The following is a 20,494-nucleotide window of genomic DNA, read 5'->3' as shown; positions in this document are numbered from 1 at the left end:
CGAGCCGTCTGAGCAACGAACGAAGCAGCGGCGTGACGCCCTCGAGGGTGGTGGCGTGACGGTGGCGCTCAAGAAGTCGGACCTCTACAGCTCGCTGTGGGCCAGCGCGGACCAGCTCCGTGGCGGCATGGACGCCAGCCAGTACAAGGACTATGTCCTGACGCTGCTCTTCATGAAGTACGTCACGGACAAGGCGAAGTCTGATCCGGACAGTCTCATCGAGGTGCCCGAAGGTGGTTCGTTCGACGACATGTTCGCCGCGAAGGGCGATAAGGAGATCGGCGACCGGTTCAACAAGATCATCGGCAAGCTCGCCGAAGCCAACGACCTGCGCAACGTCATCGACCAGGCCGACTTCAACGACCCGGAGAAGCTCGGCAGCGGCAAGGAGATGCAAGATCGCCTCTCCAAGCTGGTCACGATCTTCAACGATCTCGACTTCAGTGGCTCGCGCGCCGAGGGCGACGACCTGCTCGGGGACGCCTACGAGTACCTGATGCGTCACTTCGCGACGGAGTCGGGCAAGAGCAAGGGCCAGTTCTACACGCCTGCCGAGGTGTCGCGCGTCGTCGCGAAGGTTGTCGGCATCGGCCGCCAGACGCGTCAGGACGAGACGGTCTACGACGCCGCAGCCGGTTCCGGATCGCTCTTGCTCAAGGCGGCTGCTGAGGCGCCGCGCGGCATGACGATCTATGGCCAGGAGAAGGATAACGCCACGTGGGCGCTGTCCAAGATGAACATGATCCTCCACGGCAACGAGACCGCGGAGATCTACAAGGGCGACACGATCACCAACCCGCAGCTGACGAACGGGACGAGGCTCAAGACCTTCGACTACGTCGTTATGAACCCGCCGTTCTCAGTAAAGTCCTGGAGCAACGGGCTCGAGGAGGACTACGGCCGCTTCGAGTACGGCCGCCCGCCAGAGAAGAACGGTGACTACGCCTTCCTGCTTCACGCACTGACGTCGCTGAAGTCCGAAGGTAAGGCGGCCGTCATCCTTCCGCACGGTGTGTTGTTCCGCGGCAATGCCGAGGGAAACATCCGCCGCGAGCTGCTCAAGCGCGGCTTCATCAAGGGCGTCATCGGTCTGCCGGCCAACCTCTTCTACGGCACAGGAATCCCTGCCTGCATCGTGGTGCTCGACAAGGAGAACGCCGTTGGACGTACCGGCGTCTTCATGGTGGACGCGTCCAAGGGATTCATCAAGGACGGTGCCAAGAACCGTCTTCGCGACCAGGACATTCACCGCATCGTCGACGCGTTCAATAAGCAGATCGAGATCGATCGCTATTCGCGCATGGTGCCGATGAGCGAGATCGCTGATCCGAAGAACGACTACAACCTCAACATCCCGCGCTACATCGACAGCTCGGAGCCCGAAGACCTGCAGGATCTCTCCGCGCACTTCAACGGAGGCATCCCGAACCGCGACGTCGAGGCACTTCAGAAGTATTGGGATGCGTTGCCGTCACTGAAGGACGCGCTCTTCAAGCCGCTCCGTGAGGGATACTCCAGCCTCAAGGTCGAATTGAGTGAGGTGCAGAACTACGCGCTTCACCGCAGCGGGCTCGACAGACTCCGGGCACAGGTCGCGGCCATCGTCGACGAGTGGTTCGCCGCTCATCGTGACGCGCTCCTGAACCTCACGGCCGAGACCAAGCCGGGTGACCTCATTACGACGCTGAGCGACGACCTGCTCGAGCGGTTCAAGCCCGTTCCGCTTCTCAACGAGTATGACGCGTACCAGCAGCTCATGAGTTACTGGCATGACGTCATGCACGACGACCTGAGCCTGATCATGGCGGAGCTGAGCGCAGGCGGAGACTGGGCGAAAGCCGCGGCACCCCGCCTGACCATCGAGGACAAGGAGCGCAAGCTTAACGAGACTCCAGACCTCGAGCTCGGCACCGGTCGCAAAAAGACCAAGTACAAGATGGATCTCGTCCCGCCATCGCTCATCGTGGCGCGCTACTTCACAGATGAGCAGGCGCGCGTCGATGAGGTGAATGCAGAGCTCGAGGCGGCGACGACAGCGGTCACTGAGCACGCAGAGGAGCACGGTGTCGATGAAGGCGTGCTCGCTGAAGCGACGAACGACAAAGGCGCCTACACGAAACAGCTTGTGAATGCGGTCATCAAGGCGGCGAAGCTTGCTCACGATGGAGAAACCCTCGATGTCGCGCGTGGTGCTCTTGCGCTCGTAGATGCAGAAGCCTCATTGAAGCGGATTGCGAAGCGTGATCAAGTGGCGCTCGACGAGATGACACTCCGCAAGTACGGCGACCTTACGGACGACGAGGTCAAGTCGATCATGCTGGACGACAAGTGGCATGCCGCCATCGCGGCGAAGATTGACGGTGAGGTCAACGCGCTGACGCACGCCCTCGTCGTCCGTATCCGCCAGCTCGGAGAGCGCTATGCCGAAACTATCGATGAACTCGACGCCGAACTGACAAAACTAGGGGCCAGGGTCGCAGAACACCTCGTATCCATGGGGGTCGCCAGATGAACGTGCCTACCCACTGGCAGGAGGCTCAGCTCCGCGACGTCGCGCGGACTGATGCGCCGATCGGATACGGCATCGTGCAACCTGGCGCACATGTACGAGATGGCATCCCGGTTATTGCGATTCGGGATCTCCCGATCCCTTCGATCGACAAAGTTCACCGGAGCGCTCTCTCGGTGGAGGCGGCTTACAGGAGAAGCCGAGTATCTGGTGGAGATGTCTTAATTTCGGTCAAGGGTACTACCGGGCGCATTGGCCTGGTCCCTGAAGGGTTCGTTGGAAATATCAGTCGCGATGTCGCTCGCCTGCGGCTAGGGGACGTGCACGATCCGTCGTATTGGTTTCAGATGTTGCAGTTTCCTCTGGCACAGCAGACCCTTCAGCAGGCTGCCGTGGGTTCGACGCGCCAGGAGCTTTCGATCGGCACGCTGAAGATGCTGAGTTTCCGGTTTCCAGATCGGAGGGAGCAGGAGCGTGTCGCCGCCGTGCTCTCCGATGTCGACGACCTCATTTCAGCGCTGGCGCGCGGCCTGACCAAGAAGCAGGCAGTCAGCACCGGCATGCAGCAGCAGCTTCTGTCCGGCAAGGCGCGTCTTCCCGGTTTCGTCCGGCCCTGGGTCGAGCGGCGGATCAGTGACATCGCGTCGATTGCGAAGGGCGCGCAACTCGGCCGTGCCGCAATGGATGCGACTCAGCCTGTTCCTGTATGGAACGGAGGGGTCGAGCCGTCTGGGTACACGTCGACCCCGAACGTCCGGCGCGCCGTGGTGACTGTGAGCGAAGGTGGAAATTCCTGCGGCTGGGTTGGACGACCTGAAGGGGACTTCTGGCTCGGCGGCCACTGCTATGCCCTCGACCCACGACACGAAGGTCACACCGTCGGGTTCTTGTATCACCGTCTCAAGTCGGTGCAGCCTCAGATAATGGGCCTGCGGGTCGGCTCCGGGTTACCGAACATACAGAAGAAGCGCCTCGCTGAGTTCGGTGTCTCTGTTCCGACTGATCCGCGGGAGGCTGCTGCGCTCACGGCAGTCTTGGATGATGCGGACTCCGAGGTCCGGCTCCTGCGCTTACGTCTCACCAAGGCGTTAACTGTCAAGAGTGGCATGATGCAACAACTCCTCACGGGTCGGGTGCGCCTCCCTGCGGAGGACGCCGAATGAGCGGACTAAATACCGAATGGGCGATCGAGCAATTCGACAAGTTCATCGACCAAACCGTGATGCGCAACGGTAGCGTGGATGGGTTCATCACGACCGCTGACTACACCGCTGCGCCGGAGGCGGAGGTCGCCAAGCAAGCGCAGATCGTCGAGAAGATCCTGGTGCGCGTCACGCCGAACTGGCGCGACGAACTCACGGGCAAGATGGCCAACAACCGGTGGGCGAAGCATCGAGAAGCGGTGATCCGAGCTCGCGAAGAACTTATCCGTGCCGACGAGATCCGGCAGAACCTCGGCGACGACGCCCCTGAGATCTCTGCTTCCAACCTTCACCCCTGGATCTGGAGTGGTGCACGCTCGCTGTGGCAGTCGGGCCACTTCGTCCAGGCTGTGCGCGATGCCGCGACCAAGCTGAATGCGGAGACGCAGAACAAGGTTGGCCGTCGTGATGTCAGCGAGACGGATCTGTTCAAGCAGTCGTTCTCGCTTGACGAGGCGAAGCCCGGAATGGCCCGGCTTCGTCGCCTGACTCCGGAGGACAGTGACACGTATCGTTCGGTACAGCGTGGCGCGATGGCGTTCGCGGAGGGCGTTTTCGCAGGGATCCGGAATCCGCTCAGCCACGAGGTGGATCAAGAGATGTCTGAGCAAGTGGCACTTGAACACCTGGCCGCGTTGAGCGTGCTCGCGCGGTGGGTGGATGAATCAACTGTGGAGCACGCAGGAGAATCGTCATGAGCACCGTAGGCCAGATCGAACGTAAGACGCAGAGTCGCGTCGTCAAGCTGTTCAGGGAGCAGCTCGACTACGAGTACCTCGGCGACTGGCACGACGGCAACCGCAGCAGCGGCATCGAAGACGATCTGCTGATCCAGAACCTGCAAGCGCGCGGGTACGACCCGGCGCTCATCAGTCGGGCGCTCGATCGCCTGCACAAGGCAGCGGCAGTTGGCGCCGGGCGTAACCTCTACGAAGCTAATCGCGATGTCTACGAACTGCTCCGCTACGGCGTGAAGGTCAAGGCAACCGTCGGCGAGCAGTCCGAGACCGTACATCTCATCAATTGGGCGGATCCGAACGCGAACCACTTCGCTATCGCCGAAGAGGTCACGGTGCTCGGCCAGCACACGAAGCGCCCTGACGTCGTGCTCTACGTCAACGGCCTGGCGCTCGGCATCATCGAACTCAAGCGCTCCAAGGTCTCGGTCAGCGAAGGCATTCGCCAGAACATCGGTAACCAGAGCAAGGACTTCATTCGGCCGTTCTTCGCCCCGACGCAGTTCCTTTTCGCTGGCAACGACGCCGAGGGGCTCCGCTACGGCGTGATCGACACCCCAGAGAAGTACTGGCTCGAGTGGAAGGAAGACTCTAACGTCCAGTCCCCGCTCGATCGTGCGCTGCTGCAGATGTGCTCGAAGGGCCGCTTCCTCGAACTGATCCACGACTTCATCGTATTCGACAAGGGCGTCAAGAAGGGCCCACGTCACAACCAATACTTCGGCATCAAGGCCGCGCAGGCACGTATCGCCAAGCGCGAGGACGGCATCATCTGGCACACCCAGGGATCCGGCAAGAGCCTCACGATGGTGTGGCTCGCCAAGTGGATCCGCGAGAACCAGCCGGATGCGCGCGTACTCCTCATCACTGACCGCACCGAGCTCGACGACCAGATCGAGAAGGTCTTCAACGGCGTCAGCGAGTCGCTCTACCGCACCAAGAGCGGCGCCGACCTGATCGCGACACTCAACAAGTCCGAGCAGTGGCTGATCGGCTCGCTCGTCCACAAGTTCCGCGGCAACGACGATGAGGCGACGGCGGACACGGACGACTACATCGAACAGCTCAGCGCTTCCCGGCCCGCTGACTTCAAGGCCAAGGGCAACATCTTCGTCTTCGTCGACGAGGCCCATCGCACGCAGTCGGGGAAGATGCACGACGCGATGAAGAAGCTCCTGCCCGAGGCGATGTTCATCGGCTTTACGGGCACGCCGTTGCTCAAGCAGGACAAGGCTACGAGCATCGAGACGTTCGGCTCGTTCATCCACACCTACAAGTTCAATGAGGCTGTCGACGACGGCGTCGTGCTGGATCTGCGCTACGAGGCGCGTGACATCGACCAAGAGATGACGTCGCCGCAGCACGTCGACAAGTGGTTCGAGGCGAAGACCAAAGGCATGACCGACCTCAGTCGCGCCGAGCTGAAGAAGCGCTGGGGCACCATGCAGAAGGTGATCTCGAGCAAGTCGCGGGCATCGCAGATCGTGGCGGACATCCTGTTCGACATGGACACGCGCCCGAGGCTCATGGATGGTCGCGGCAACGCGATGCTCGTTGGCTCGAGCATCAGCCAGGCTTGCACATTCTATGACCTCTTCGTGGCCGCCGGGTTCAAGGGCAAGTGCGCCATCGTCACGAGCTACGAGCCGAGTGTCAGCGAGATCTCGAAGGAGGACTCCGGCGCTGGGCTGACCGAGAAGATGGCACGTTTCAACACGTACCGGCGCATGCTCGCGGACTACTTCGAGACGTCCGAAGACGAAGCCATGGGCCGGGTCGAGGAGTTCGAGGCTGCCGTGAAGAAGCAGTTCATCGATGAGCCGGGCCAGATGCGCCTCCTCATCGTGGTGGACAAGCTGCTGACTGGTTTCGACGCTCCGAGCGCCACGTACCTGTACATCGACAAGAAGATGCAGGATCACGGGCTCTTCCAGGCGATCTGCCGCGTCAACCGCCTCGACGGTGACGACAAGGACTACGGTTACATCGTCGACTACCGCGACCTCTTCAAGTCGCTCGAGAAGGCCATCGACGACTACACGACCGGTGCCTTCGAGGGGTACGACAAGCAGGACATCGAAGGCCTGCTCTCCGACCGCATTGAGAAGGCGCGTGAGAACCTCGAGGACGCCCTTGAGCAGATCCGAGCCCTCTGTGAACCAGTGCTGCCGCCGAAGGGTACGGATGAGTACCGGGCCTACTTTGTTGCTCGCGAGGCTGGAAATGCGCAGGAGATCAAGGACAACGAGCCCAAGCGCGTCGAGCTCTACAAGGCCGTGGCCGGAGTCACGCGGGCGTTTGCGAACATCGCCAACGACATGAGCGCGGCCGGCTACAGCCCTGCCGACGTCGAGAAGATCAAGGCGGAGATTGCGCACTACAGCGATGTGCGGGCAGAGGTGAAGCTTGCCGCTGGCGAGGACGTCGACTTCAAGGCCTACGAGGCGGACATGCGCTTCCTGCTGGACACATACATCAAGGCCGGCGCGTCTGAGGTCGTCTCGAACTTTGAGAACGACGGGCTCATCGACCTGATCGTGAAGCTGGGCGCAGGAGCGATCGACAAGCTGCCGCCGAACGTCAAGAAGAACAAGGAGGCGGTGGCCGAAACCATCGTCAACAACACCCGCAAGCTCATCATCGACGAGCACGGGACGAATCCGAAGTTCTTCGACCGCATAAGCGAGCTTCTCGACGCCGTTCTTGAAGAGCGACGCCAGCAGGCACTCGAGTACGAGGAGTACCTCGCCAAGATCCTCGACATCGCACAGCAGGCCGGCAGCAAGGACACTGGCAAGAGCTACCCGTCATGGGTGAAGAGCGACGGCCAGCGCGCGATCGTTGATGCCCTCGATGGTGATGCTGACCTTGCGCACCAGGTCGAGTCAACCGTGCGCAACAACAAGCAGCATGGCTGGAAAGGTAATGCGCTCAAGCGCAAGCAGGTCAAACGTGCGATCGCCCGCAAGTTCCCCGAGGGAGATCCGCGTGCGGACGCGCTGTTCGACTTGGTGAAGAGGCATGATGAGTACAGCTAACGCGTACCTCACCGTCCGCGGCATCGACATCGACGTCGTCTACAAGGACATCAAGCATCTGCACATCGGCGTCTACCCGCCCGCTGGTCGTGTTCGGGTCGCGGCGCCGACGCGCTTCGATGACGACACCATCCGTCTCGCGGTGGTGCAGCGGCTCTCGTGGATCCGTCGGCAGCGCAAGGAGCTGGCTGGGGCCGCACGCCAGTCGATGCGCGAGATGGTGACGGGCGAGAGTCACTATGTCTGGGGGACGCGTAAGCGCCTCAAGGTCGTTGAGCGGCCCGGACGATCTCATATTGAACTCGATGGAGAGCGCCTCGTTCTCTACGCGTCGACTGTCTCCACGCCTGAGCAGCGTCGGGCGGTTCTTGATCGCTGGTACCGGGAGCTGCTGCGCAACGCGCTGCCGGATCTCATCTCCAGGTGGGAGTCCGAGCTCGATGTCACCGTGCCGAAGTGGACGGTTCGCAAGATGAAGACCAAATGGGGCTCCTGCAACCGCGAGACGCACAACGTCTGGTTCAACGTGGAGCTGGCGAAGAAGGACCCGGTGTGCCTAGAGTACATCGTGGCGCACGAACTCATGCACTACTTCGAGCGAGGGCATGGCGCAAGGTTCGCTGCGCTCATGGACAAGCATTTGCCTGACTGGCGGATGCGACGTGACCTGCTCAATGGCTCGCCGCTTGCCGAGGAGGAGTGGAGCTATGAAGGCTGAGCGAGTGCCCGAGACGGTCATCCCAATTCAAGCCGATGATGACGGGCGTCACTTCGCGCAGTTTAGTGATGCAACCGTCCACTTCACGATGACAACGCATGCTGGCGGCCCCTTTGACCTCAATCGAGCTGTTCGCCGCCTACTCGCCGCGGATCTGGCTGTGGCCGCTGCCTGGCCCTCAGAGTCTGATGTGCGCGTCACTCCGAGCCTGCGTCGGCTGACTTCATCGCTACGGAACGCCGAGCGACTCAAAGAAGATTTCCTGACCTTCCAAGATGAGAAGACATTTAGATCGATCTCGCGCCTTGTGCTGCGTCACCCGTCGATGGTTGGCCGCAATCTAGTGCGACGGCGCAAGTTGACTGCTACTGAGGCCGAGGTGGAAGGGGAAGCAGATGCGGGACTCTCGTCGCTCGATGAAGCAGTAGAGTTTGGCACCGATGTCGTCGCTGGGGCACAAACAATTGCTGCGGTTGAACGCACACTCGATGCGGGCCTGTTCGGCGGACGGAGTCGCGATGAGGACGAGTTTGTTCGCCTTACGCTTCGGGGCTCGTACCACGATATTCGTCTTCCCGGCACTGACGAGACGTTTTACGTCGTGTTTGAGCCTCGCCTGATTATTCACTCTTCCGGAGCAGTACAGCTCACGATAGCTATGCCCGTCGATCGTGAACTGACTACGCCGCAGCTCGTGCAGCTTTCACGCTCAGATCGCGCTGTCATCGCCAAGTCTCAGATGGCAGAGCCTCTCCTCAAGGGTCTGCCCGCTCGCCAACTGCGAGGACGATGGCTTGACGAACTTGACGCTGGCGCCCGTCTCCGCGAGATGGTCTTCGACGAGAAGGTCACGATGGCAGAGTCACTGGAGCGTTACCTCATCGCAGTCGGTGCGGCGATCGGCAAGAGGATCCCTCGCGAGTGGAACACCTACGCCACCCTGTTTGCCACCGCTGGGGAGTGTTGTGAAACTGCTCAGTGGCCGACAGAACATCAGGAAGATCTCGCCCGGATCACAACTCGCTACAACAACGGTGGGCGGATACATCACGACAAGCTCACTGGGAAGAACTTCTCGCTCAACCCAGACTCGATCTTGATATCGAACCAGGCCTCTACGACCAGGATTCAGACTCAAGGTGAGCCGCCTGCGCCAATAGAGCACCTCAAGACGGTGCTACTGATTGAGCACGTACTTCTCCAGTACTTCCGATTGCGGTCGCTTGAGGACGCGGTCTCGAGCTCGAATCTGTTCGGAGCGCGGCTTCAGTCGGTGCAGAACGAGGCAGTTGCCGTGTTTTCGGCCATGCGCCAGTACGAGATTCGGTACGGATCTGCTCGTGAGATTGCTACTCACCTTCTCGCTGATCTCGGCGGTGATGACATCCGCCGCACCATCGAGACGGCACTTGGGCTCGCAGCACAAGCGAACGCGACGCGCGATGCATCTATACAAGCGCGACGATCGCTCGCGCTGACGTGGGTGGGGACCGTCCTCGCCGTTCTGGTAGCCATTCCGACGCTCTCGGAATTACTCGACCTGGTCAGGGAGACTCCAGAAGGTTCGACCCTTGCCGGCCTCCTCACTCCGCTGATGTGGGTGGCCAACTTCGGAGCATGGGGGCCTTGGCTCGTCGTTCTTGCTCCACTCATCGGTGCGATCGGATGGTGGCTCTTGAAGCTCCTCTGGGCGCTATGTGTAGCGGCGTGGCGCGGAGCTCTTCGAGTGGGTGGTCGAGGTCAGCGAGTACCGCGCCAGTTTGTGCTTTATGTTGACGTTCAAGAACGCTCGTCACTGCTGGACCAGAGGGGGGCTGCTCATGATGCAGGCGACCGGTAGAAGCTTGGACAACCTCAAGCTTGAGTCGCCGCTATCGACGCGCGCGGCCCACTGTCGGCGTCGAGCATTGAAGCCGATGCGTGAACGGACGAGACGCCGGAGCCAGGACACGAGGACGGATAACTCGACATGGCAACGGTAGAGCAGCAGGTTCTGGACTCGAGCGACTGAAGCGCCCTGGGTTTCGTTCCGATCCAACTGACGGAGAATCGGAACATGCCCAAGAAGTACACCCCCGAGCTGCGTGAGCGCGCTGTGCGGATGGTCCTGGAACGCCAAGCCGCTCAAGGAGGGCCTCGCTCGCACTCCATCCGAGCCATCGCCCCGCAGGTCGGAGCCGGTGAAGAGACACTGCGCATGTGGTGCAACCGCCACGGCCACCAGATAGCACCAGCGCCTGCCGGCGAGAGCATGCAGGAGGAAAACAAGCGCCTCAAGCGTGAGCTCGCCGAGGCCCGGCGAGCGAACGAGATCCTCAAAGCCGCCTCGGCTTTTTTCGCCAGGGAACTCGACCGCCCCACGACGAGATGATCGCGTTCATCGACGAACACCGCGATCAATTCGGGGTCGAGGCCATCTGTCGCACCCTGCGTGCGACGGAATGTGGGTTCATCACCTCGACGTGAGCTACCGCGCCGCGAAAAGACGGCCTGCCTCCGAGAGGGCTCTACGAGACGAGCTCCTCATCGAGGAGCTCGAGCGGATCCACGCGAAGAACTACAGCGTCTACGGGGTCCGGAAGATGCACCACGCGATGGTCCGGGCCGGCTGGGAAGTAGGCCGAGACCAGGTCGGGCGGCTGATGAAGGCCGCCGGCCTCGAAGGGGTTCGCCGTGGCCGCAAGCCGGTCACCACGAAGCCCACTGGTGAGCCGGATACCCGCCCTGACTTGGTGGAGCGGCAGTTCACCGCGGATGGCCCGCATCAGCTCTGGGTCGCAGACATCACCTACGTGAGGATCCTGGGCGGGTTCTGCTATGTCGCTTTCATCACCGACGTGTACTCCCGGCGCGTCGTGGGATGGGCGGTCTCGGGCAGCCTGCACACCGCGGGGCTACCGTTGCTGGCCCTGGAGCACGCACTGGTCTCCACCGGCGCTACCCGCGGGCGGCAGGGCCTGATCCACCACTCGGACCGAGGCGCCCAGGGTGGATTCAATCGGTCGTCGCAACACCCTCTCGGAATCACTGGAGGTATGGGCGATGGCAAGCAAGGACTGGGCGAGGAAGATCAGTGACGTGCCCGAGGGGACACGTCGGCAGTGGAGAGCGGATCGGGCTTTGCGGGCCCCGATGCGCTCTCCTGGCAGGCCGCAGCCCTCACGGGAGGTCCAACGCCAGTTCTGGCGTGTGATCGCCACCGGTGTCACCACGGTCGAGGCATCCCTGACTGTGGGCGTGTCCTGGCCCGTCGGGGCGCGCTGGTTCCGTCACGCTGGCGGGATGACCCCGCTGTCCTTAGCCGAGCCCACCGGCCGGTATCTGTCCTTCGCTGAGCGTGAGGAGCTCGCGATCCTCCATGCCCAGGGCCAGGGGGTCCGTCAGATCGCACGCACGCTGGAACGTGATCCCGGCACGATCAGCCGTGAGCTGCGCCGTAACTGCGCCACTCGTTCCGGGAAGCAGGAGTACCGGGCCACGGTGGCGCAGTGGAAGGCCCAGGAAGCTGCCAGGCGGCCCAAGCCGGCGAAGCTGGCCACGAACCAGCGACTGCACGACTACGTCCAGGCACGCCTGAACGGGGTGGTCCTGGGCCCCGATGGCGTGGCCGTGCCGGGACCGGTCGGGCCCGGTTTCAAGGGGCGGAAGATGAAACCGCGCCGGGCGGACCGGCGGTGGTCCACGGCGTGGAGCCCTGAGCAGATCAGCCACCGGCTGCGCCTGGAGTTCCCGGATGATGTGTCCATGCGGATCTCTCACGAGGCGATCTATCAGTCCCTGTTCGTCGAGGGACGGGGCGCACTCAAACGCGAACTCGTCGGGTGCCTACGTACCGGGCGGGCTCTGCGCGAGCCGCGGGCACGTACCCGGAACAAGCCCCAGGGCCACGTCACCGAGGACGTGGTGTTCAGCAAGCGCCCACCCGAGGCCGCTGATCGTGCTGTGCCCGGGCACTGGGAAGGGGACCTGATCATCGGGACCGAGCGTTCAGCGATCGGGACTCTGGCCGAGCGCAAGAGCCGGGCCACGATCCTGGTCCACTTGCCCCGCCTGGAGGGATGGGGTGAGCGGCCGCCGGTGAAGAACGGGCCGTCGCTGGGTGGGTACGGGGCCGAGGCGATGACCGCGGCCCTGATCAAGGCGATGGCGACGGTGCCGGAGCAGCTGCGTCAGAGCTTGACGTGGGATCGGGGCAAGGAGCTGGCCGGGCATGTCCAGTTCACGATGGCCACGGGCACGAAGGTGTTCTTCGCTGACCCCCACTCGCCGTGGCAGCGGCCGACGAACGAGAACACGAACGGGGTGCTGCGGCAGTACTTCCCCAAGGGCACGGACCTGTCGAGATGGTCGGCCGAGGACCTCGCAGCAGTCGCGTACACGCTGAACAACAGGCCCAGGAAGGTCCTGGACTGGAAGACTCCCGCGGAGGTCTTCGCCGAGCAGCTACGCTCGCTCTCAACGCACGGTGTTGCAACGACCGGTTGAACCCGCCGTCTACACCTCGAAGGCCTACGCCGCGCTCTGCGAGCAGCTGGGCGTGACCCAGTCCACGGGCGCGGTCGGCACGAGTGCCGACAACTCACTCGCGGAAAGCTTCAACGCCACGCTCAAGCGCGAACTCCTCGCCGGCCGGTCAGCGTTCCCGGACCAGGCCACCGCCTACCGGGCCGTGTTCCGGTGGGCGAACCGCTACAACACTCGCCGGCGCCACTCCGCGATCGGCAACATCAGCCCGAACGCCTACGAAGCCGCACGCTCCGCTACGCTTGCGGAAGCGGCATAACCGAACCGACACCGTGTCCACGATCAAGGGCCAAGGCCCGGGTGGAGGCCTGGCGCGGGGATGCCTGCTGCACCCCCGCCTCCGCGCTGATCGCCGGGGACCAGAACGAGAAGGACGGCGATGGCTGCGGGGCGGATTGCGCCTGCTGTGCGCATTGAGCGTGCCTTCAGTATCGCCGGACAGGATGGTGACGTTCAGCTGATGATTCATCGAGTGGAAGAGACCCTGGTATGAGCGGACACGATCATTCCCATGCTCTTCCGGCGGCGGGCCGGCGGGGCCGGCTGGCCGTGGTCTTCTCCATCACCGCGACGATCATGGTCGCCGAGGTCATCGGCGCGCTGGCTTCGGGCAGTCTGGCCCTGCTGGCCGACGCCGGGCACATGTTTACTGACTCAGCCGGGTTGCTGATCGCCCTGATCGCGGCGTCCCTGGCGCTGCGCCCGGCCACGGACAAGCGCACCTGGGGGTACCAGCGGGCCGAGATCATCGCCGCGGCCGCGCAGGCGGCGGTGCTGCTGGCCGTGGGCGGTTTCGTGGCCGTGGAGGGCGTGCGCCGGCTCCTGGCCCCGCCCGAGGTCGAATCCACCACCATGTTCTGGTTCGGGGTGATCGGGCTGGCCGGCAACCTCATCGGGCTGGCGATCCTGGCCTCGGCCCGGGGGCAGAACCTGAACATGAAGGCCGCGTTCCTGGAGGTACTCAACGACGCCCTGGGATCGGTCGCAGTGATCGTTTCGGCGATCGTGATCGCCACCACCGGCTGGAATCGCGCCGATGCGGTGGTGTCCCTGTTGATCGCCGCACTGATCGTGCCCAGAGCCCTGATCCTGCTTCGCGACACCATCGACGTACTCATGGAGACCACCCCCAAGGGCTTGGACCTGGAGGCGGTCCGCATCCGGCTATCGGAGCTGCCGCACGTGCTGGAGGTCCATGACCTGCACGCTTCACGCATCGACTCCGACACCCCCGTGCTCTCCGCGCACGTCACCGTGCACAACGGCTGCCTGACCGCCGCGCACCTGGGCACTGTGCTGACCGACCTGCAACGGTGCGTGGCCCAGGATTTCCAAGTACCCATCGAACACTCCACCTTCCAAATCGAACCGGCCACCCACCCCCACACTGAGACCCTCCACCCCTGACCCACCCCTGCATCCCAGCCCCAGCTCATTCCCACCCCGACGGCACGGTGCCGTCGCCACCGACCGAAACGGATCCCTTCGTGAGCACACCGACCCGCAATCCGACCCCCTCTGATCCGTCAACACCGGGCACCACATCCCGCAAGGCCAAGACCATCGTCTGGGTCGTACTGGCCGCTGTGGTGCTGGCCGGGCTGATCGTCGGAGTGGTGGCCGCCAGCGGCCCCCGCGACGCCGCCCCCCAGGGCTCCGGGCAAACTGCCTCCTCCGGGACCGGGCAGAGCGCCCCCTCGGAGGCCACGCCGGTGATGCGCCCAGACAGCCGGGTACTGTCCAAGGCCCCGAACGAGCAGGCCGTGCTGGTGGAGTTCCTGGACTTCGAGTGCGAGGGCTGCAAGGCCGCCTACCCGGTCGTGGAAGAACTGCGCGCCGAGTACGCCGACACGGTGACCTTTGTGCACCGCTACTTCCCGCTGCCCGGACATCCCAACTCGATGACCGCCGCCGTAGCCGTGGAAGCCGCCGGCCAGCAGGGACAGTACGAGGCGATGTATCAGCAGATGTTCGACACCCAGGAGCAGTGGAGCCATACCACTGAGGACCGGAGCCCGGTGTTCCGCGGTTACGCCGAGGATCTCGGCCTGGACATGGCCGCCTACGATGCCGCGGTGGCTGACCCGGCCACCCGCGACCGCATCGAGGCCGACGTGGCCGACGGGACCGCGCTGGGCGTGCAGGGCACCCCGACCTTCTTCCTGGACGGACAGATGCTCACTCTGAACACCCTCGAGCAGTTCCGCGCCGAGGTCGACGCCGCCGCCACGACGGACTGACCGGGCCCATGAGTGTCCCCGACACCGACACCAATTCACCCGTGACGATCCCCACGACCACCACCGACCGCCCTGCCGGTACCGGGCAGGCCTCCGACGTAGCGGGGATACCGACTGTCGCCCGGCACCGTCCGTTCGGCCTGGTGCTGTTGATCACCGGGGTGGTCGGCTGGGTGGCCTCGGCGATCCTGGTGCTCGAACGCCTGGAGCTGTACGAGGATGCCGGGTACATCACCAGCTGTGACATCAACCCCTGGGTGTCTTGCGGGAAGGTGATGGGGACCTGGCAGTCCGAGCTGTTCGGCTTCCCCAACCCGTTGATCGGCATCGTGGCGTTCGCCGTGGTCATCACCACCGCCATGGTGACCCTCTCCGGGGCGAGCCCCGGGCGCTGGTACTGGGCCGGCCTGCAGGCCGGGGTCACCGCCGGCACGGTGTTCACCATCTGGCTGTGGTCCCAGGCGTTGTTCGAGATCCACATCCTGTGCCTGTACTGCATGATCGTGTGGGCGGCGATGATCCCGCTGTTCATCCTGCTCACCGTGCGCAACCTCGCCCACGGCGTGATCCCCGCGCACGCCGCGGTGGTGCGGTTCTCCGCCGGCTGGGCCGGAACCCTGGTGGCCATCGCCTATGTGGCCGTGGCCGCCTCGGTGTTCTGGACCTTCTTCCCGGCCCTCACCGGTTACTGACACACCAGCCGCACTACGGCCCGCCCACGCGCCCGCAACGAGGAGAAACCACACCATGGCCGAGACCGACGTGCTAGTGATCGGCGCCCGCCAAGCAGGGCTGGCGCTCGGGCACTACCTGAGGCGTGAGGAGCCGAGCTGTCGGCAAAGCCGGACACAGGTTGGGAAACCGAGAAGGGCAGGGCGGCGCTTGACCCCTGATCTTGGACACGCTGATTCCAGCACGATGCTGGGGAAGCGAGAATCCAAGGGATGGCTAGGAAGAACTACACGGACGAGTTCCGGCAGCGCGCGGTGGACTTGTATGAGTCCACGCCGGGTTCGACGCTCAAGGGCATCGCCGGGGATCTCGGGATCTCTCGGGGTGCGCTGAAAGAGTGGGTCGACAAGTTCGGCTCCGGGGTCACGGTTGCCGCTGCGTCGCCGCCGGGGGCGACGGGGCGACCGGAGTCGCAGGCGGCGAAGGTCCTCCGGTTGGAGGCCGACCTCGCAGCCTTGCAGGCCGAGGCCCGCAAGCTCGAGACGGAGCGGGACATCCTCCGTCAGGCGGCGAAGTATTTCGCCGGGGAGACGAACTGGTGAACCGCTTCCAGTTTGTTGAGGATCACAAGGACGCCTACGGCGTGAAGCGGTTGTGTGAGGTCGTCGAGGTCGCCCGCTCGTCGTTCTACGCCTGGCTGGACTCCGCCGGGCGGCGAGCCGCGAAGGCGACAGACGACGCGGTGTTGGCGGCGCGGATCCGGGTGCTGCAAGACCCCGCTCAGGGTGGCGACCGCGCCTACGGGGCGCCCAGGATCACCGCCGACCTCAACGACGGTGTGCCCGTTGCGGAGCGGGTGAATCACAAGCGCGTCGCGCGGGTAATGCGTGAGCACCGTCTCGCGGGGATCCGGTTGCGACGACGGGTGAAGACCACGATCCCGGACCAGTCCGCCAGGCGCTTCCCCGACCTGATCGGACGGGACTTCTCCGTCGGCGACCCCGGCCGCCGCTACGTGGGCGACATCACCTACCTGCCTATCGCCGACGGCACGAACCTCTACCTCGCGTCCTGCATCGATCTCGGCTCCCGGAAGCTCGCGGGCTGGCAAGTCGCCGACCACATGCGCACCGAACTCGTCGAAGACGCCCTCCGTGCCGCGCACCACGACCGCGGGTCGCTGGTCGGCGCGATCTTCCACTCCGACCACGGCAGCGTCGGTGGATTCAATCGGTCGTCGCAACACCCTCTCGGAATCACTGGAGGTATGGGCGATGGCAAGCAAGGACTGGGCGAGGAAGATCAGTGACGTGCCCGAGGGGACACGTCGGCAGTGGAGAGCGGATCGGGCTTTGCGGGCCCCGATGCGCTCTCCTGGCAGGCCGCAGCCCTCACGGGAGGTCCAACGCCAGTTCTGGCGTGTGATCGCCACCGGTGTCACCACGGTCGAGGCATCCCTGACTGTGGGCGTGTCCTGGCCCGTCGGGGCGCGCTGGTTCCGTCACGCTGGCGGGATGACCCCGCTGTCCTTAGCCGAGCCCACCGGCCGGTATCTGTCCTTCGCTGAGCGTGAGGAGCTCGCGATCCTCCATGCCCAGGGCCAGGGGGTCCGTCAGATCGCACGCACGCTGGAACGTGATCCCGGCACGATCAGCCGTGAGCTGCGCCGTAACTGCGCCACTCGTTCCGGGAAGCAGGAGTACCGGGCCACGGTGGCGCAGTGGAAGGCCCAGGAAGCTGCCAGGCGGCCCAAGCCGGCGAAGCTGGCCACGAACCAGCGACTGCACGACTACGTCCAGGCACGCCTGAACGGGGTGGTCCTGGGCCCCGATGGCGTGGCCGTGCCGGGACCGGTCGGGCCCGGTTTCAAGGGGCGGAAGATGAAACCGCGCCGGGCGGACCGGCGGTGGTCCACGGCGTGGAGCCCTGAGCAGATCAGCCACCGGCTGCGCCTGGAGTTCCCGGATGATGTGTCCATGCGGATCTCTCACGAGGCGATCTATCAGTCCCTGTTCGTCGAGGGACGGGGCGCACTCAAACGCGAACTCGTCGGGTGCCTACGTACCGGGCGGGCTCTGCGCGAGCCGCGGGCACGTACCCGGAACAAGCCCCAGGGCCACGTCACCGAGGACGTGGTGTTCAGCAAGCGCCCACCCGAGGCCGCTGATCGTGCTGTGCCCGGGCACTGGGAAGGGGACCTGATCATCGGGACCGAGCGTTCAGCGATCGGGACTCTGGCCGAGCGCAAGAGCCGGGCCACGATCCTGGTCCACTTGCCCCGCCTGGAGGGATGGGGTGAGCGGCCGCCGGTGAAGAACGGGCCGTCGCTGGGTGGGTACGGGGCCGAGGCGATGACCGCGGCCCTGATCAAGGCGATGGCGACGGTGCCGGAGCAGCTGCGTCAGAGCTTGACGTGGGATCGGGGCAAGGAGCTGGCCGGGCATGTCCAGTTCACGATGGCCACGGGCACGAAGGTGTTCTTCGCTGACCCCCACTCGCCGTGGCAGCGGCCGACGAACGAGAACACGAACGGGGTGCTGCGGCAGTACTTCCCCAAGGGCACGGACCTGTCGAGATGGTCGGCCGAGGACCTCGCAGCAGTCGCGTACACGCTGAACAACAGGCCCAGGAAGGTCCTGGACTGGAAGACTCCCGCGGAGGTCTTCGCCGAGCAGCTACGCTCGCTCTCAACGCACGGTGTTGCAACGACCGGTTGAACCCGCCCAGTACGTCAGCTTGGCGTACTCGGACGCGCTGATCACCGCCGGGGTGACGGCTCCGGTGGGCACCGTGGGCGATTCTTACGACAACGCCCTGGCTTCAGAGCGTGAGCGGGTTCTACAAGGCCGAGCTCATCCATTCCAAGCGGATCTGGGAGTCCGTGCAGGCGGTTGAGCTGGCCACCATGGGGTGGGTGCAGTGGTGGGACACGCAGCGTCTCCATGAAGCGCTCGGCTACCGCACTCCAGTGGAGGTCGAGGCGGCCTACACTCACGACCAGGATTCAGCGCCCGTTGCGTCCTGACCTCGGAACGAGACCCAGGGCGCTTCAGGCGGGGGGTGGACATCTCAACAAGACCGGCCCTCACCTGAAGATGAGAAAGCCGGTGATTCTGCCAGCTTCGACGGATCGCATCCCTGGGTGTACTGACCGGGGACGTTGGTCAACCGTGAGAAGGGCAGCTGGTTTCCGCAGGCTGTGTGGGGTCGGTGATGGTTGTCGTAGTGCCGCCAACCGCCTGGGTATGAACCTCATTCATCCTCGGCCACCTGGACCAAGTTCTGGATGGTCGGGTTCACGCTCAACCGGGACAGCTCGGCGCTGAGTCGGGCGATCACGCGCCCGCCCCGACCGAAGCCACGAAACCCCCGGGTGAACGTGATGCGCGTGCCCATCCCGGCCGGCTGCATGAGCAGGTGCAGATAGTAGCCGCGTGGGTCGTGGTGCTTGTTGCCGCTCCAGTGCTCCTGCCAGGCGATCGCCAGCCGGTCGCCGGTGCGCTCGTCGACGACCTTGCGCAGTTCGATCGTGGCCGCCTTCTGCTCGCGCAGGATGCGGTGCTGCTCGTCGAGGTGCACATCCGGACCGCCGTAGAACCACTGGACCACCAGTTCCGGGCTGCGCGTCACCGTTGCAAGGCGCTCGATGTCCACCGGCACGAAGCGCGTCACCGCGACCGTGGACTCAACCAGTCCGTCGAGCAGCCCGGGGATCGGGGCCACGTGCCGGATGCTGTGGACAATGGCAGACGTGTCGGCGTCCAGGTCTGCCCGTAGGGCCTCGATGTCGACCCCGCAGCCGCGCAGTGCCTCGGCAGCACCCGTGGTGGGGTGGTCGATGAGGGTGCGCAGCGCCTCCAGCTCCCCGCCTGCCCCCTGCGAGGAATTGACCAGCTGCTCGGTGAGCGGGCTCATCTCAAGCTTGGGAGTGGTACTCCACAGTTGGGCGATCGAGCGCCGCCGCGGCTGTCCGAGGGTGCTCGCATCGATTCCCAGGCTGGCCAAGTCGTTGACGTCGCGGGTGTGGGTGGCCTCACGCAACCTCGCGACGGTCACGCCATGGCGGGCCAACAGCTCGGCGGCAGGGCCCCCCGAGACTGCCAGGGCGGTGAGCAGGTGGTCAGGGGTGACCTCCTGGGCACCGGCCAGCAGTGCCTCGCGCCAGGCGGTCACGATGATGCCCATGTTGCGGCCGGTGCCCATGAAGAGCCTCTGGATGCGATTCATCGCTTCTCCTGACGGGTGGGGTGGAGCAGGGTCGGGTCGACCCGCTTGGCGAACTTCTTGTGGACGGCCTGCCGGGTGACGCCCAGGGCGTCGGCGATCTCCGGCCAGCCCATGCCCTGAGCCAGGGCGGCCTCCACCTGCCGCAGTTCCAGCTCGTCGGCGAGCCGTCGCAGGGCCGAAACGGCGCGCAGGCCACGGCGGGGATCGTTGGTGTCGGCCGCCGAGGTAGCGAGGTCTTGTCCGCCCATACGTCAACCTTGGTTGCTATCCCCCCGCTTGTCAACCATGGTTGCTCTACGGCTTTGATCGGGCGCGGCCGTCGCCGGGGTGTGGGCATCTGCCAGTGGGGCTGCGACTACTAGCCTCCTGTCATAGCCGCTGCCCATTTGGTTAGTGGCGGGCGCCGTCGTATGTGGTGGCGGCAGATACGAAGGTTTTTTGGCGCGCTCGGGAAGGGCCACGGGAAGGGTTCCGAGGGTGGGCAAAATTCTGGACAGAACCCCGTGGGCCAAAAGGCGGGCTGTCTCCGATTCTTGGCGCTCTGTCGGGGGCGAGCGTGTCGGTTCTTAGGCCCGCCGGCCGGGAGCGCAGCGAGCGGTCGGCGGGCGCGGCCCGCCCGGGCGTCCG

Annotated in this window: 17 protein-coding genes, 2 pseudogenes and 1 other annotated feature; of the genes and pseudogenes, 17 read left to right on the top strand and 2 right to left on the bottom strand. The window is 64.5% G+C overall.

The window, feature by feature from the left end; all coding sequences use genetic code 11:
* Positions 1-55: 55 nt before the first annotated feature.
* The 17 genes and pseudogenes from OVA32_RS10125 to OVA32_RS10050 form a co-directional block, all read left to right on the top strand.
* On the top strand, positions 56-2,512 hold the full coding sequence (locus OVA32_RS10125) for a type I restriction-modification system subunit M (RefSeq protein ID WP_248087488.1): 2,457 nt from the start codon (positions 56-58) through the stop codon (positions 2,510-2,512).
* Positions 2,509-3,672: a restriction endonuclease subunit S gene (locus OVA32_RS10120; protein WP_248087485.1), complete on the top strand. Its 1,164-nt coding sequence runs from the start codon at positions 2,509-2,511 to the stop codon at positions 3,670-3,672. Before OVA32_RS10125 ends, OVA32_RS10120 begins: the two co-directional genes overlap by 4 nt.
* Positions 3,669-4,409 (top strand): TIGR02391 family protein, encoded by a 741-nt coding sequence (locus OVA32_RS10115; RefSeq protein ID WP_248087483.1) that lies wholly within the window; start codon positions 3,669-3,671, stop codon positions 4,407-4,409. Before OVA32_RS10120 ends, OVA32_RS10115 begins: the two co-directional genes overlap by 4 nt.
* Entirely contained in the window at positions 4,406-7,486 is a 3,081-nt protein-coding gene (locus OVA32_RS10110; RefSeq protein WP_248087480.1) for a type I restriction endonuclease subunit R, read from the top strand. The genes OVA32_RS10115 and OVA32_RS10110 overlap by 4 nt, the downstream gene beginning before the upstream one ends.
* Positions 7,473-8,204, top strand: coding sequence for a M48 family metallopeptidase (locus tag OVA32_RS10105; protein ID WP_248087477.1), 732 nt, complete (start codon positions 7,473-7,475; stop codon positions 8,202-8,204). The genes OVA32_RS10110 and OVA32_RS10105 overlap by 14 nt, the downstream gene beginning before the upstream one ends.
* The gene (locus tag OVA32_RS10100; RefSeq protein ID WP_248087475.1) at positions 8,194-10,044 is read left to right on the top strand and encodes a hypothetical protein; all 1,851 of its coding nucleotides are present in this window, start codon (positions 8,194-8,196) and stop codon (positions 10,042-10,044) included. The genes OVA32_RS10105 and OVA32_RS10100 overlap by 11 nt, the downstream gene beginning before the upstream one ends.
* A gap of 216 nt (positions 10,045-10,260) precedes the next feature.
* The gene (locus OVA32_RS10095) at positions 10,261-10,575 is read left to right on the top strand and encodes a transposase (RefSeq protein ID WP_248087472.1); all 315 of its coding nucleotides are present in this window, start codon (positions 10,261-10,263) and stop codon (positions 10,573-10,575) included.
* Positions 10,533-10,634 (top strand) — a sequence feature (AL1L pseudoknot). It overlaps the preceding gene by 43 nt.
* A 32-nt stretch (positions 10,635-10,666) precedes the next feature.
* A complete protein-coding gene (locus OVA32_RS10090; protein WP_248087469.1) occupies positions 10,667-11,281 on the top strand; it encodes an IS3 family transposase in 615 nt (204 codons plus the stop codon).
* Positions 11,247-12,689 (top strand): IS30 family transposase, encoded by a 1,443-nt coding sequence (locus OVA32_RS10085; RefSeq protein ID WP_420709528.1) that lies wholly within the window; start codon positions 11,247-11,249, stop codon positions 12,687-12,689. Before OVA32_RS10090 ends, OVA32_RS10085 begins: the two co-directional genes overlap by 35 nt.
* Positions 12,690-12,693: 4 nt before the next feature.
* Positions 12,694-12,987 (top strand): annotated as a pseudogene (locus tag OVA32_RS10080) (transposase); the annotation flags it as partial.
* Positions 12,988-13,217: 230 nt separating this feature from the next.
* A complete protein-coding gene (locus OVA32_RS10075; protein ID WP_044658555.1) occupies positions 13,218-14,135 on the top strand; it encodes a cation diffusion facilitator family transporter in 918 nt (305 codons plus the stop codon).
* Between the two features lie 80 nt (positions 14,136-14,215).
* Positions 14,216-14,968: a DsbA family protein gene (locus OVA32_RS10070; RefSeq protein ID WP_036317487.1), complete on the top strand. Its 753-nt coding sequence runs from the start codon at positions 14,216-14,218 to the stop codon at positions 14,966-14,968.
* 8 nt (positions 14,969-14,976) lie between these two features.
* Entirely contained in the window at positions 14,977-15,660 is a 684-nt protein-coding gene (locus OVA32_RS10065; RefSeq protein ID WP_080695921.1) for a vitamin K epoxide reductase family protein, read from the top strand.
* Between the two features lie 252 nt (positions 15,661-15,912).
* Positions 15,913-16,242 (top strand): IS3 family transposase, encoded by a 330-nt coding sequence (locus OVA32_RS11705; RefSeq protein ID WP_031943831.1) that lies wholly within the window; start codon positions 15,913-15,915, stop codon positions 16,240-16,242.
* Entirely contained in the window at positions 16,239-16,949 is a 711-nt protein-coding gene (locus tag OVA32_RS11700; protein WP_031943830.1) for an IS3 family transposase, read from the top strand. Before OVA32_RS11705 ends, OVA32_RS11700 begins: the two co-directional genes overlap by 4 nt.
* The gene (locus OVA32_RS10055) at positions 16,915-18,357 is read left to right on the top strand and encodes an IS30 family transposase (protein WP_420709528.1); all 1,443 of its coding nucleotides are present in this window, start codon (positions 16,915-16,917) and stop codon (positions 18,355-18,357) included. The genes OVA32_RS11700 and OVA32_RS10055 overlap by 35 nt, the downstream gene beginning before the upstream one ends.
* A gap of 4 nt (positions 18,358-18,361) precedes the next feature.
* Positions 18,362-18,665, top strand: a pseudogene (locus OVA32_RS10050) (integrase core domain-containing protein); the annotation flags it as partial.
* 227 nt (positions 18,666-18,892) lie between these two features.
* On the opposite strand, the gene OVA32_RS10045 reads toward OVA32_RS10050, so the two are convergent.
* Positions 18,893-19,867 carry a Clp protease N-terminal domain-containing protein gene (locus tag OVA32_RS10045; RefSeq protein ID WP_248087518.1) on the bottom strand — a complete coding sequence of 325 codons (975 nt, stop codon included), beginning with the start codon at positions 19,865-19,867 and terminating at the stop codon, positions 18,893-18,895.
* The gene (locus OVA32_RS10040; RefSeq protein ID WP_248087516.1) at positions 19,864-20,115 is read right to left on the bottom strand and encodes a hypothetical protein; all 252 of its coding nucleotides are present in this window, start codon (positions 20,113-20,115) and stop codon (positions 19,864-19,866) included. The genes OVA32_RS10045 and OVA32_RS10040 overlap by 4 nt, the downstream gene beginning before the upstream one ends.
* Positions 20,116-20,494 lie beyond the last annotated feature (379 nt).

It is taken from the genome of Micrococcus sp. SL257 (assembly GCF_026625585.1).
GTDB lineage: Bacteria > Actinomycetota > Actinomycetes > Actinomycetales > Micrococcaceae > Micrococcus > Micrococcus luteus.
Note: the sequence above shows the minus strand (reverse complement) of the source record. Positions and strands in the feature narration are given on the sequence as shown.

Bases quoted from the DNA above. Each gene is read 5' to 3' on its own strand.
- OVA32_RS10055 (WP_420709528.1), top strand. From the start codon at position 16,915: ATGGCAAGCAAGGACTGGGCGAGGAAGATCAGTGACGTGCCCGAGGGG.
- OVA32_RS10045 (WP_248087518.1), bottom strand. From the start codon at position 19,867: ATGAATCGCATCCAGAGGCTCTTCATGGGCACCGGCCGCAACATGGGC.
- OVA32_RS10110 (WP_248087480.1), top strand. From the start codon at position 4,406: ATGAGCACCGTAGGCCAGATCGAACGTAAGACGCAGAGTCGCGTCGTC.
- OVA32_RS10105 (WP_248087477.1), top strand. From the start codon at position 7,473: ATGAGTACAGCTAACGCGTACCTCACCGTCCGCGGCATCGACATCGAC.
- OVA32_RS10085 (WP_420709528.1), top strand. From the start codon at position 11,247: ATGGCAAGCAAGGACTGGGCGAGGAAGATCAGTGACGTGCCCGAGGGG.
- OVA32_RS10115 (WP_248087483.1), top strand. From the start codon at position 3,669: ATGAGCGGACTAAATACCGAATGGGCGATCGAGCAATTCGACAAGTTC.
- OVA32_RS11705 (WP_031943831.1), top strand. From the start codon at position 15,913: ATGGCTAGGAAGAACTACACGGACGAGTTCCGGCAGCGCGCGGTGGAC.
- OVA32_RS10100 (WP_248087475.1), top strand. From the start codon at position 8,194: ATGAAGGCTGAGCGAGTGCCCGAGACGGTCATCCCAATTCAAGCCGAT.
- OVA32_RS10040 (WP_248087516.1), bottom strand. From the start codon at position 20,115: ATGGGCGGACAAGACCTCGCTACCTCGGCGGCCGACACCAACGATCCC.
- OVA32_RS10095 (WP_248087472.1), top strand. From the start codon at position 10,261: ATGCCCAAGAAGTACACCCCCGAGCTGCGTGAGCGCGCTGTGCGGATG.
- OVA32_RS10120 (WP_248087485.1), top strand. From the start codon at position 2,509: ATGAACGTGCCTACCCACTGGCAGGAGGCTCAGCTCCGCGACGTCGCG.
- OVA32_RS10065 (WP_080695921.1), top strand. From the start codon at position 14,977: ATGAGTGTCCCCGACACCGACACCAATTCACCCGTGACGATCCCCACG.
- OVA32_RS10075 (WP_044658555.1), top strand. From the start codon at position 13,218: ATGAGCGGACACGATCATTCCCATGCTCTTCCGGCGGCGGGCCGGCGG.